Source organism: Kitasatospora sp. NPDC003701 (assembly GCF_053587085.1).
In genome coordinates this window covers 83,071-94,562 of the sequence record NZ_JBSFNM010000006.1, presented here as the reverse complement: position 1 = coordinate 94,562, position 11,492 = coordinate 83,071, and the positions used below count along the sequence as shown (strand labels likewise).

The following is an 11,492-nucleotide window of genomic DNA, read 5'->3' as shown; positions in this document are numbered from 1 at the left end:
CTACCGGGCCCGGAGGCTCCGCCGTCAGCCGGAGCAGGCGATCCGCTGCGCCTGCTGCCAGGTGCAGACCGGGCAGAGCGTGCTGCCGGGGTGGTCGGCGGGCAGTTCGGTCGGCTCCCCGCACAGCACGCAGTCCGCGCGCGGGCCGGTCGCCCCCGGGTCGTGCAGCAGGGCCGCCTCCAGGCCGGCGGCGCCGGGGGCGAGTTCGCAGACCGGGCCGTCCTCGTCGTTCTTCACCGCTTCGCTCATGCCGCCTTGATACTCCGCGCCCCCACCCCGCGGCAAGGCCGGCCCCGGCAACTCCGCCGGGCGGCCCGGAGGGCGGTGGGGAAACGGCACGCGGCAGGAACGGCCCGGGGCCGGGGCGACGCACCACTCCGGGCGGCCACCGGGGCGGGCACCCCGCTCACCCACCCACCCCGGGCCCGGCCGCCGGGCCCGGTTACGGTGGGCCCATGCCCACCTCGCCCACCGCCCTCCACCGGCGGCTGCTCGCCGCCCGCGCCGCCGCCCCCACCTACCCGGAGGTGGGCGCCAGCCGCGGGGCCCGGCTGCCCGCGGGCTACGCGCAGCTGCGGCGGCGGATCCACCTCGGACACGGGCCCGACGTCCTGGAGCGGGCCGGGCGGTACGTGCTCGGCTGGGGGTGCCAGCTGGGCAGCGGCTTCGCCGTCCACCCGTACGCGCCGGCCGAGGAGGGCGCGACCGTGCTGCTGCGGCTGAGCCCGCCCGGGCTGCGGCGTCCCCGGCTGGTGATCCCCTGCCGGGTGGTGTGGACGGTGGACGAGCCGGACCGGATCGGCTTCGCGTACGGGACGCTGCCGGGGCACCCGGAGTGCGGCGAGGAGGCGTTCCTGGTGAGCATGGACGCCTCGGGCGAGGTCTGGTTCGAGGTGACGGCGTTCGCCCGGCTCGCCTCCTGGTACGCGCGGCTCGGCCGTCCGGTGGCGGTGCTCTGCCAGTACCTGGCGATCGAGCGCTACCTCGCCGCCGTGGCGACGGCGGTCTCCTCCGTTGCGGCCGTCCCGCCGGGGGCCGCGGCACCGGCCCCCGGCGGGACGGCCGAGGTGGAGACGGCCCAGGACTCCCCCGGGCCCGGCGTGCTCGGCGCACCCGGCGTGCCCGGCGTGCCCGGCGTGCCCGGCGGCCGTACCGCCGCACGCTAGCCGGTCGGCCGGGGGGCCGGTCAGCCCAGGAAGGAGAGCCGGACCGTCCGGCGCGGATTGTCCCCGTTGGTGTCGATCAGGACGACGGACTGCCAGACGCCGAGCGCGAGTTGACCGCCGATCACCGGCAGGGTGGCATGCGGGGCGACCAGGCCGGGGACGACGTGGTCGCGGCCGTGGCCGGGGCTGCCGTGCCGGTGGCGCCAGCGGTCGTCGGCGGGGATCAGGTCGCGCAGCGTCGCGAGGAAGTCGTCGTCGCTGCCCGAACCGGTCTCCAGGACGGCGATTCCGGCCGTGGCGTGCGGCACGAAGACGTTGAGCAGGCCGTCGCGGCCGGCGGCCCGGTCGTTGAGGAACTCGGCGCAGCGGTCGGTGATGTCGAGGGCGACCTCGCGACGGCCGGTCGTGATCTCGAAGGTGGTGGAGTGGAAGGGCGTGGAGTTGATGTTGTCCGCCATGACGCTCATCCTCACCCACGGCCGGGGGTGCCCGGGACCGCCTCGCCGACTCTCCGTGCCACGGAGGCACGGTGCCGTACGGTGGACGGTCGGACAGTTCCGGGCCGATCCGGATCGGTCACGGGCCGATCCGGGCCGGCTGCGGCCCCCGGGTACGCCAAAGACCCGACGGTCCCTGAGGTCCGTCGGGCCGGATGTCGGTGGGCAGCGAGGGCCGAGGGCCCTAGCCGCGACCGCCGAACAGGCTTCGCCGCAGCCGGCGCAGTGGCGCCAGCAGCGACACCCGCACGTGGCGGCGCGGCGCGGAGGGGGCGCCGGCGCCGCGCGGCGTCAGCTCCCTTATCAACCCGAGCGCCTCGGCGGTGTCCACCGCCGGGAGTGCGGGCGCGCCGAGCACAGCCAGGTGACGCTCGATCCGACGGCCGGTCGCGCCGACGCCGCACTGGATCGCCGGCACGCGGGGCCGAGACCGCACTTGCATGTGTTCCATCAGTATTCCCACCCCTACGAGGCGCCAGGGCCGTGAGGCGAAGACTATCCGTGACAGACGGCCTTCGCGCAACCGTCCTGGTGTGCTGCCACCGTATCGTGCGGCGTCAACTGACGCCGCACCAGGGGCCACCCGGAGCGGTCACGACTAGGCATCAATGATGGTGCACGACCGGCCGCACGTCACCGGTGCCTCGGGGTCACACGCCCGGCGCTTGCCGGAGAGGCACGCGCCGGGCGCGCAGGGTCACCGGCGATCACGACCGGTGGGGCCCGGACGCGACCGGCGGCCGCCCCGCACGCCTGCGGAAGCACCCCCGAGCACTCGGGGCAGATAGTTCAGAAAGTGAACACAATCGAGGGATTGACGTGGAGGAAACCTCCAAGCAATATCTTCATCGACCGCGCATGCGCGAGCAGTCGTCCAGCACCACTCAACCGTGCGTTCGACTGATGAAGAACTCCGGCTCCCCCGAGCCACTGCCCGGCCGCCTCGACGCTGCGGTGGCCAGGCCCGGGAGGTGCTCGGACCGGCGGCCGGCCGTAGAGGGTCGGCCGGGCCGCCACCAGGCTGCCGGTGCCGCCCCGCACGGGGCCCGGCACCGGCGGCTCCGGGTCCTCGGACCGACCCGCACACGGCCCCGCCCCGGCAACACCCGGCCCCGCACCCCGGCCCGCGTCACCGGCCCGCACACGCCCCCCGCACACGCCCCACGCACAAGCTCCCCGCGCGGCAACACCCGGCCCCGCGCCCCACCCCGCACCGCGCGAATCCGCTCCCCGACCGCGCTCGGTAGACTCGGCCAGCGTGCCAGTCCTCCTCAGCATCGTGCTCCCGGTCCACGGGGTCGAGCGCTACCTCCCCCGCTGCCTCGACTCGATCCTGGAAGCCACTCCCGCCGGGGAGTCGCGCTTCGAGGTGATCGCGGTCGACGACCTCTCCCCCGATCGCTGCGGCGCGATCCTGGACGAGTACGCGGCCCGCGACCCCCGGTTGCGCGTGCTGCACCTCACCGAGAACCAGGGCCTCGGCGGCGCCCGGACCGCCGCCCTCCCCGAGGTGTGCGGCGAGTACGTCTGGTTCGTCGACAGCGACGACTGGCTGCCGGACGGCACCGTCTCCGCGCTCCTCGACGAGCTCGCGCAGGAGCGCGACCGCGAGACGCCCGCCGACGTACTGCTCACCGACTTCACCCACGTCTACCCGGACGGCGGGACGGAGCCCAATCCCTGGCGCCACCTGCTGGTCGGCTCGCCGCTGGTCGACGGCTGCACCCTCGCCGAGCACCCCGCGCTGTTCCGGACCGTGATGTCGGTGTGGAACAAGGTGTTCCGCCGCGACTTCCTGCTCGGCCTCGGCGTCTCCTTCGGGCGCGGCTTCTACGAGGACATCTCGGTCACCTACCCGGCCCTGCTGGCGGCCGGCCGGCTGCGCTACCTCGACCGCGCCTGCTACTTCTACCGGCGCGGGCGCCCCGGCGCGATCACCAGCACCGCCTCCCCCAAGCACGCCGACGTCTTCGCCCAGTACGACGCGATCTTCGACTTCCTGGACCGCCCGGACCGGCCCGGCCGCCCCGTGCCGGACGCGCTGCGCACCCTCGTCTTCGAGCGGACCGTCCAGCAGGCGCTGACCGTCCACGACACCCCGGGGCTGGTCCCGGCCGAGCTGCGCAAGGACTTCTTCCGGCGGATCGCCGAGCACTTCGCCCGGCACCGCCCGGCGGGCTACCGCTTCCCCGGCGGCCTGCGCGGCGTGCAGTACCGGCTGGCGGCGCGCGGCGCCCGGGTCGCGTACGCGGAGCTGCGCCGCACCGGGCGGCTGCCCCGCGAGCTCAAGCGGGGGGCGCGGGCGGTCGCCCCGGCGGTGAAGAAGGGGGTGCGCAGCGGCGCCCGGTTCACCGCGTACAACGCCTTCCGCCGGCTCCCGCTGGACGAGCACCTGGCGGTCTACGCGGCGTACTGGCACCGGGGTTACGCGTGCAGCCCGGCGGCGATCTACGAGAAGGCCAAGGAACTGGCCCCCGGTGTGCGGGGCGTCTGGGTGGTGGAGAACCGCACGCAGGCGGCCACGCTGCCGGCCGGGGTGCCGCACGTGATCGTCAACACCCCCGCCTACCTCAAGGCGATGGCGACCGCCAAGTACTTCGTGAACAACGTCAACTTCCCGCGCACCATGGCGAAGCGGCCGGGGACGGTGCACGTCCAGACGCAGCACGGGACGCCGCTGAAGGCGATGGGGATGGACCTCAGGGACCACCCGGTGGCCGCCGACGGGATGGACTTCGACCGGCTGCAGGAGGCCGTCGACCGCTGGGACTTCCTGGTCTCCTCCAACCCGCACACCAGTGAGCACTTCGCCCGGGCCTTCCCCGGCCGCTACGAGATGCTGGACACCGGCTACCCGCGCAACGACCGGCTGGCCGTCACCACGGCGGCCGAAGTCGCGGCGATGCGCGAGCGGTTCGGGCTGACGCCGGGCCGCACGGCGGTGCTGTACGCGCCGACCCACCGCGAGGGCCGGGGCGGGTACGTACCGCTGCTGGACGTGCGCGAGCTGGCCCGGCGGCTGGGCCCCGGCTTCACGCTGCTGGTACGCACCCACTACTTCCACACCGGCGGCCCGGGCGACCTGGTGGCGGGCGAGGACGCGGCCGAGATCGTGGACGTCTCGGCACACCCGACCGTGGAGGACCTCTACCTCGCGGCGGACGTCCTGGTCACGGACTACTCGTCGATGATGTTCGACTACGCCGTGCTGGACCGGCCGATCGTGATCTTCGCACCGGACTGGGAGGAGTACCGGCGGGTGCGCGGGGTCTACTTCGACCTGTTCGCGGAGCCGCCGGGCGCGGTGACGGTGGACGCCGACGGGCTGGCCGCGGCGCTGCTGGCGGGCGACCCCGAGCCGGCGGCGCGGGCGAAGTTCCGGGAGCGGTTCTGCCCGTGGGACGACGGCGGGGCGGCCGAGCGGGTGGTCCGCCGGGTGTTCCCGACCGGGGCCTGAGCGGAGCGGCGGGCCGGCCCGGGTGACCGGCCGGCCCGGACGCCCCGCCGGGACGCGACCGACCCGGGACGCGAACCGCCGGGACGCGACCGGCCGGCACGCGCCCGGCCCCGGTCGCCGAGGCCCCGGAAACGCGGCAGCGGGGCCCCGGGGAGTCCCGGAGCCCCGCCCGAAGCGGACTCAGCCCTGGCGCGCGGCCAGGAACTCGTCGAAGGTCAGCTCACCGTCGTGGTTGGTGTCCATCTGGTTGATGATGGCCTCGGCCATCGAGATCGACGTGGTCAGGTCGCCGAGCTCGCGGGCGACCTTCGCGTACTCGGCGGCGGTGATCCGGCCGTTGCCGTTCACGTCGTACTTGTCGAACGCCGCGCGGATGGTGTCGACGTCTGCCATGGGTGGCCCCTCCTGAATGAACTGCATGACTGCGATGATCTGCATGACTGCTGATGTGCGTTTCCGACGGCCGTACCCTACCCGGCCGTGGCGAGCGCCACGGTTGCCGGGAGTGGACGGGCTCGGGGGTGGGTGTCGTAGTCTGCGGGTCTGATCCCGGCCCGGCCGGGGAACGACCGCCGATTGTCGTCTGTTCAGGCCCGGGCACCTCTCGGGCGTGCTCGTCCTGGGAGGGACCCATGCTCGATCTCGTCACCAAGCTGGTGCTGAAACCGCTCGCGCGGGGGATCTGGCGGCCGACCATCGAGGGCCTGGAGAACGTGCCGCGCAAGGGCGGCGTGATCCTGGCCAGCAATCACCTCTCGTTCATCGACAGCGTGGTCATCCCGCTGACCGCGCCGCGCCGGGTGCACTTCCTGGCCAAGGCCGAGTACTTCACCGGCACCGGGATGAAGGGCGCGCTGTCCAAGGGCTTCTTCGAGGCGATCGGCGCGGTGCCGGTCGAGCGCGGCACCTACCGCTCCGCCCAGGCCTCGCTGGAGTCGGCCCTGGAGATCCTGGAGGACGGCAAGGCCTTCGGCATCTACCCCGAGGGCACCCGCTCGCTGGACGGCCGCCTCTACCGGGGCAAGACCGGCGTGGCCTGGCTGGCCCTGACCGCCGGCGTCCCGGTGGTGCCGGTGGCACTGGAGGGGCCGGACCAGATCCTCCCGATCGGCAAGCGCGTCCCGCGGGTGCGCAAGGTGACGGTCCGCTTCGGCGAGCCGCTGCACTTCGACGAGCTGCACGGCCAGGCCCGTTCACTCAAGGCGCGCCGTCAGGTCACCGACGAGGTGATGCGGGCGATCCAGCAGCTCTCCGGCCAGGAGGTCGCGGAGACCTACAACGAGATCCCCAAGGCCGCCTGAGCCACCGCCCGGAGCGCCTACCGCTTCTCGAGCACCGGGACCGGCGCCTCACGGCGCAGCAGCGCCGCGTACCGGCCGTCCGCCTCGACCAGTTCGTCGTGGCTGCCCAGCTCGACGACCTCGCCGCGGTCCAGCACGACGATCTGGTCGGCGGCGCGGACGGTGGAGAGCCGGTGGGCGATGGTGATGGTGGTCCGGCCGGCCGCGAGGGTGTCGATGGCCTGCTGGACGGCGTGTTCGGTGCGGTTGTCCAGCGCGCTGGTGGCCTCGTCGAGGATCAGCACGGGCGGGTTGCGCAGGATGGTCCGGGCCAGCGCGAGGCGCTGCTTCTCCCCTCCCGAGAAGCGGTAGCCGCGCTCGCCGACCAGGGTCGCGTAGCCGTCCGGGAGCCCGGCGATGGTGTCGTGGATCTGCGCGGCCCGGGCGGCGGCGACGAGGTCCTCGTCGGTGGCGTCCGGCTTGGCGAAGCGCAGGTTGTCGGCGACGGAGGCGTGGAAGAGGTAGGTCTCCTGGGAGACCACGCCGACCGCCCGTGACAGCGAGTCGAAGGACAGCTCGCGGACGTCGACCCCGTCGATCGTGACCCGGCCGCCGGTCACGTCGTAGAGACGGGGGACGAGGTAGCTGAGCGTGGTCTTGCCGGAGCCGGTCTCGCCGACCACGGCGAGTGAGCTGCCGGCCGGGACCTTGAGCTCGACACCGGCGAGCGTGGGCCGCTCCTGCTCCGGGTCGTAGCGGAACTCGACTCCCTCGAAGCGGACCTCGCCGCGGACCTTCTCCAGCACGGCCGGCCGCTCGGGCTCGGCGATCTCCACCGGGAGGTCGAGGTACTCGAAGATCCGCTGGAACAGGGCCAGCGAGGTCTGCACCTGGACGCCGGTGGAGAGCAGGCCGATGGTGGGCCGGAACAGGCCCTGCTGGAGCGAGACGAAGGCCACCAGGGTGCCGACCGAGACGATCGGCGAGCCGCCGGCCGCGGCCAGGCCGGCCGCCCAGTAGATCACCGCGGGCATCGCGGCCATCACGATCTGGATGGTGTTCATCCGCCAGCGCCCGGCCATGCTGGAGCGCACCTCCAGCTCGGCGAGCCGGTCGGACTGTCCGGTGAACTCCCGGGCGAGCGAGTCGGAGCGGCCCATGGTGCGGCCGAGCAGGATGCCGCTGACCGAGAGGGACTCCTGGACGGCCGAACTCATCGCGGCGAGCTGCTTCTGCCGCTCGCCGGTGATCTTCTTGCGCTCGTTGCCGACCCGGCGGCTGATCCAGACGAAGACCGGCAGGAGCAGCAGCGAGACGACGGTGAGCCGCCAGTCCAGTGCGACCATGGCGACCACCGAGGCGACCACGCTGGTGAAGTTGGAGACCAGCGAGGTGGCGGTGGAGGTCACGGTGGACTGCATGCCGCCGATGTCGTTGGCGATCCGGGACTGCACCTCGCCGGTGCGGGTGCGGGTGAAGAACGCCAGCGACATCCGCTGGAGGTGGCTGTAGACGGCGGTGCGCAGGTCGTGCATCACGCGCTGGCCGACGGTGGTGGAGATCAGCGTCTGCAGCACGTTGAAGACGCTGTTGATCACCGCGGTGGCGATCATGCCGAGCGCGAGCAGGCTGAGCAGGCCGGTCCGGCCCTGCGGGATGGCGGTGTCCAGGACGGCCTTCAGCAGGAACGGCGACACCACCGAGACCACCGCGGAGGCCGCCACCAGCGCGCCGACCACGGTGAGCCGGCCGGAGTACGGGCGGAACAGCGCGAGGATGCGGCGCCACTGGGCCGGCGGGCGGGGCTCGCCCTCGGCCTGGGCGGGTGGGGTCCATCGGATGCCGTCGGGCCTCAAGGGCGGGCCTCCCTGGGTCGGACGCGCGGGGGCGCGGTGGGCACGGCGCCGCACGAGGGTGCGGCGGGCACGGTGGGCACGGCGATCGGGCGGCCGCCGGTATAGCGAGGATAGCTCATAGTTAGCCAAGCTAATAGTGAGGCTCTCTCTATTCCCGCGGCCGCCGGGCGGTCACCGCGCCCCGGCCCCCCGGGGGGGCGCCCCCCGGGCCGGGCGCCGCCCCTCAGTCGGTCCGGTACGTCCGCGCCGCCTTGGAGGAGACCCCGCCGAGCTTGCCGGACGGCAGCAGGCGGGCGATCGCGACCGCGAGCTTGTAGCGCTTGCTCGGAACGGACAGCGAGCGGCCCCGCGCCAGGTCGCGCATGGCCTCGTCGACGACCCGCTCGGCCGACAGCCAGCCCCAGGACGGGATGTTGCCCGTACCCATGCCGGCCCGCTGGTGGAACTCGGTGTGGGTGAAGCCCGGGCAGAGCGCCATCAGCCGCACGCCGCTGCCGCCGAGGTCGCGCATCACGCCCTGGGTGAAGCTCACCACCCACGCCTTGCTGGCGCCGTACGTGCCGCGCGGCAGGAAGGCCGCCACCGAGGCGACGTTGACGATCGCGCCCCGCCGGCGCTCGCGCATGCCGGGCAGGGCCGCCGTGGTGAGCCGCAGGATCGCCTCCACGTGCACCTTCAGCATGTCCAGCTCGTCCTGGAGCGGGACGGTCAGGAAGGCGCCCTTGTTGCCGAAGCCGGCGTTGTTCACGAGCAGGTCCACCGGGTGGGCGGCGTCGCCCAGCCGGGTCTCGACGGCCGCGATGCCGGCCTCGGTGGCGAGGTCGGCGGTCAGCACCTCGGTGTCGACGCCGAACTTCGCCCGCAGGTCGTCGGCGGCCTTCTCCAGCCGCTCGGCGTCCCGGGCGACCAGGACGAGCCGGTAGCCGCTTCGGGCGAGCCGGCGCGCGAAGGCGGCTCCGATGCCGGCGGTCGCGCCGGTGATCAAGGCAGTGGTGGTCATACAGCGACCGTATCTACTCACGAGTATCCGCGACAGCCCCGGCGGCTCCGCTGCGCGACACGGACGTACCTCTCGGTGATGCCAGTCACGGAGAGTGCACCAGTGGCGCCGGATGGTTCGTGCGCCTATCGTCGGTGAAGGGGGCATCGCCGGACCAGGCGATGAAACTTCGATGAGGAGGCATCCAGATGCTTACTCAGACCACCCGGACCACGCGGTCGACGCTCGCCACCCAGGCGGAGCTCGACGCACTCGGCATGTTGATCACGGAGGACGAGGCGACCGTCAGCGACGCGCCCACGTACCGTCCCGAAGCCGCCGCCCTGCTGCTGCTGGCAGGTGCCCTGCTGTTGTCGCCGAAGCCGCCGAAGGAGAAGACCCGGTAACTCGGGACCGACGGTACCCGGCACCGCGCGGAGTCTGCGGACGCACTGCCGCCCGTGACACCGCGACGCCCTCTTCAAGGAGACGCACGCACCATGCCAACCGCCGATCTCTCGCTCCGTGACGAATACGCCGCGGCGGTGGAGCGGCTGGCAGGCCGCACCCTCGACGCCCTCCGGGGAGTCGGGGGTGCGGTCACGCCCGCCGCGCCCGACACCGGGCCCGCGCCGCGCCCGGTCCTCGCCGCCGCCCGGGTGCTCGGGCCGGACGTGCTCGCACCCCAGGCGCTGGGCGCGGCCGGGGCCGACGAACAGGCCGTCCTGCTGCTGACCGAAGCCCACCGGGCCTTCCCGCTCGCCGCCTTCCCGGCACCCGCCGACCCGGGATCCCCCACCTCCGCCGGGGCCGCCCGGTCCGCCGACGAGGACCGGGCCGCCGGTGCCGTCCTCGTCGCCGCGTGGCGGGACTGGGCCACCACCGTGCTGCTCTCCCGGACACCCGGCCCCGTCGCCGACCCCCCGTTCCCCGAACCGACCGGCGACCCGGCGCAGGACCGGGGCACGCCACATCCCGGCCACGCCCCTCGGCCGGAGCCCTACGCCTGGCAGGCCTGGTCGGTCCGGATGGCCCAGCTGTCGGCCCTCGCCCTCCCCGGCCTGGACGGGCCCCTGCACGACGCGGCCCGCGAGCACACGCTCGACCTGGCCCGCGGCGCCGTCCGTTCGCTACTGCGCTGCGACTACCGGGTCGCCGCCCGGCTGACCCGATGGCTCGCCTGGCTCGCCGCCGACGGACGGCCGCTGCCCCTGGAGGTCGAACCCATGCTGGACCGGATCCGGGCCGTGGGTGACGGCAGCGCCCGCACCGCCCTCGAACTCGCCGTCGCCGACCACCTACTGAGCGGAGCAGCTTCATGACCGACCATCAGCTCCTCTCCTCCGCACAGCAGTTGGGCTCCCGCGCGATGGCCTGGCTGCACAGTTGCCATGAGCGCGGCTTCGGCCGGCTCCCCGACGACGTCACCATCGACCTGGCCGATCCGAACAACGCCTACAAGCCGCTCGCCGAGTCCGCCCTGGCCGCTTCACTCGTCCTGCGGGACGGCGTCACCGGCCCGCACGACGCCCGCATCGCCCGCGAACTCCTGGACTTCGGCTGGTCCCAGCTGCGGGAGGGCAACCTCCTGTACGAGCGGCTGCTGCGCTACCCGGTGATGACCGACCCGCTGGAGACGTACGTCCACTTCGCCCGGGCCGGCTACCGGCACGCCCCGCTGGAGGAGTTGCTGGAATCCCTGACGAAGGTCCGCGGGATCCAGGCCATCGAGATGATGCCCAACCGGCGGCTCGCCCTCGCCAACGCGCGCCGGGTGATCGGACTGCGCAACCAGCCCGACGACTGGGACGCCCTCACCGCCCGGACCTGGCTCGGCGCCACGCCGGAGCCCTGGGCGATCGACTGGCTGACCGGTTACCACATCACGCACGCCGTGTTCCACCTCACCGACTGGGGCGCCCGGCCCGAGGGCATGCCCGAACCGATGCGCGACTACGTCCGCGACTGGCTGCCGGTCTGGGTCGACACCTGGCTGGAGGTCGGCCAGTGGGACCTCGTCGGCGAGCTGCTGGTGGTCGACTCGTGCATCGGGGAGCCCGTCACCGGCACGCAGGGCTGGCAGGCCCTGGCCGCGATCCAGCGCGAGGACGGGCTGATCCCGCGCGAGAGCGCCGAACCGGTCTCGGACGACCCCGAGCAGGCCTTCCGCGACCACGAGCACACCGCCGTCGTCGCGGTGGTGGCCGGCACCGTCACCCTGTCCCGGGCGCTCGGCGGCGCCGCGGTCGCGGCCTGA

At 73.7% G+C, this 11,492-nt stretch carries 12 protein-coding genes; 6 read left to right on the top strand and 6 right to left on the bottom strand.

All coding sequences use genetic code 11. The features are described 5' to 3' along the window. Nucleotides 1-24: 24 nt before the first annotated feature. Complete coding sequence (locus tag ACWDRR_RS08075) at nt 25-249, bottom strand: hypothetical protein (protein WP_449771325.1); 225 nt, start codon at nt 247-249, stop codon at nt 25-27. 206 nt (nt 250-455) lie between these two features. On the opposite strand from ACWDRR_RS08075, the gene ACWDRR_RS08070 reads away from it, so the two are divergent. After that, nucleotides 456-1,166 carry a DUF1990 family protein gene (locus tag ACWDRR_RS08070; RefSeq protein WP_449771324.1) on the top strand — a complete coding sequence of 237 codons (711 nt, stop codon included), beginning with the start codon at nt 456-458 and terminating at the stop codon, nt 1,164-1,166. Nucleotides 1,167-1,186: 20 nt separating this feature from the next. On the opposite strand, the gene ACWDRR_RS08065 is transcribed toward ACWDRR_RS08070, so the two are convergent. Both ACWDRR_RS08065 and ACWDRR_RS08060 read right to left on the bottom strand, forming a co-directional pair. Then, a complete protein-coding gene (locus ACWDRR_RS08065) occupies nt 1,187-1,624 on the bottom strand; it encodes a YjbQ family protein (RefSeq protein WP_449771323.1) in 438 nt (145 codons plus the stop codon). A gap of 223 nt (nt 1,625-1,847) precedes the next feature. After that, nucleotides 1,848-2,114: a hypothetical protein gene (locus ACWDRR_RS08060; RefSeq protein ID WP_449771322.1), complete on the bottom strand. Its 267-nt coding sequence runs from the start codon at nt 2,112-2,114 to the stop codon at nt 1,848-1,850. Between the two features lie 807 nt (nt 2,115-2,921). Here ACWDRR_RS08060 and ACWDRR_RS08055 point away from each other — a divergent pair. Beyond that, on the top strand, nt 2,922-5,120 hold the full coding sequence (locus ACWDRR_RS08055; RefSeq protein ID WP_449771321.1) for a bifunctional glycosyltransferase/CDP-glycerol:glycerophosphate glycerophosphotransferase: 2,199 nt from the start codon (nt 2,922-2,924) through the stop codon (nt 5,118-5,120). A 180-nt stretch (nt 5,121-5,300) separates the two neighbouring features. Here ACWDRR_RS08055 and ACWDRR_RS08050 read toward each other — a convergent pair whose 3' ends face one another. Continuing rightward, a complete protein-coding gene (locus ACWDRR_RS08050) occupies nt 5,301-5,513 on the bottom strand; it encodes an EF-hand domain-containing protein (RefSeq protein ID WP_360632140.1) in 213 nt (70 codons plus the stop codon). Nucleotides 5,514-5,752: 239 nt separating this feature from the next. Between ACWDRR_RS08050 and ACWDRR_RS08045 the strand changes: the two genes are divergently transcribed. Next, entirely contained in the window at nt 5,753-6,421 is a 669-nt protein-coding gene (locus ACWDRR_RS08045) for a lysophospholipid acyltransferase family protein (RefSeq protein ID WP_360632143.1), read from the top strand. Nucleotides 6,422-6,438: 17 nt separating this feature from the next. Here ACWDRR_RS08045 and ACWDRR_RS08040 read toward each other — a convergent pair whose 3' ends face one another. Together ACWDRR_RS08040 and ACWDRR_RS08035 are read right to left on the bottom strand one after the other, a co-directional pair. Next, nucleotides 6,439-8,256, bottom strand: coding sequence for an ABC transporter ATP-binding protein (locus ACWDRR_RS08040; protein ID WP_449771320.1), 1,818 nt, complete (start codon nt 8,254-8,256; stop codon nt 6,439-6,441). Between the two features lie 223 nt (nt 8,257-8,479). Further along, a complete protein-coding gene (locus ACWDRR_RS08035) occupies nt 8,480-9,256 on the bottom strand; it encodes an SDR family NAD(P)-dependent oxidoreductase (RefSeq protein WP_449771319.1) in 777 nt (258 codons plus the stop codon). Nucleotides 9,257-9,444: 188 nt separating this feature from the next. Between ACWDRR_RS08035 and ACWDRR_RS08030 the strand changes: the two genes are divergently transcribed. From ACWDRR_RS08030 to ACWDRR_RS08020, 3 genes are all read left to right on the top strand, one after another. After that, entirely contained in the window at nt 9,445-9,642 is a 198-nt protein-coding gene (locus ACWDRR_RS08030) for a hypothetical protein (protein ID WP_387892552.1), read from the top strand. A 93-nt stretch (nt 9,643-9,735) separates the two neighbouring features. Then, on the top strand, nt 9,736-10,557 hold the full coding sequence (locus ACWDRR_RS08025; RefSeq protein ID WP_449771318.1) for a hypothetical protein: 822 nt from the start codon (nt 9,736-9,738) through the stop codon (nt 10,555-10,557). Continuing rightward, complete coding sequence (locus tag ACWDRR_RS08020; RefSeq protein ID WP_449771317.1) at nt 10,554-11,492, top strand: DUF6895 family protein; 939 nt, start codon at nt 10,554-10,556, stop codon at nt 11,490-11,492. The genes ACWDRR_RS08025 and ACWDRR_RS08020 overlap by 4 nt, the downstream gene beginning before the upstream one ends.

Coding starts and splice junctions, on each gene's coding strand:
- ACWDRR_RS08035 (WP_449771319.1), bottom strand. CDS start 9,256: ATGACCACCACTGCCTTGATCACCGGCGCGACCGCCGGCATCGGAGCC.
- ACWDRR_RS08065 (WP_449771323.1), bottom strand. CDS start 1,624: ATGGCGGACAACATCAACTCCACGCCCTTCCACTCCACCACCTTCGAG.
- ACWDRR_RS08030 (WP_387892552.1), top strand. CDS start 9,445: ATGCTTACTCAGACCACCCGGACCACGCGGTCGACGCTCGCCACCCAG.
- ACWDRR_RS08070 (WP_449771324.1), top strand. CDS start 456: ATGCCCACCTCGCCCACCGCCCTCCACCGGCGGCTGCTCGCCGCCCGC.
- ACWDRR_RS08060 (WP_449771322.1), bottom strand. CDS start 2,114: ATGGAACACATGCAAGTGCGGTCTCGGCCCCGCGTGCCGGCGATCCAG.
- ACWDRR_RS08020 (WP_449771317.1), top strand. CDS start 10,554: ATGACCGACCATCAGCTCCTCTCCTCCGCACAGCAGTTGGGCTCCCGC.
- ACWDRR_RS08045 (WP_360632143.1), top strand. CDS start 5,753: ATGCTCGATCTCGTCACCAAGCTGGTGCTGAAACCGCTCGCGCGGGGG.
- ACWDRR_RS08025 (WP_449771318.1), top strand. CDS start 9,736: ATGCCAACCGCCGATCTCTCGCTCCGTGACGAATACGCCGCGGCGGTG.
- ACWDRR_RS08075 (WP_449771325.1), bottom strand. CDS start 249: ATGAGCGAAGCGGTGAAGAACGACGAGGACGGCCCGGTCTGCGAACTC.
- ACWDRR_RS08050 (WP_360632140.1), bottom strand. CDS start 5,513: ATGGCAGACGTCGACACCATCCGCGCGGCGTTCGACAAGTACGACGTG.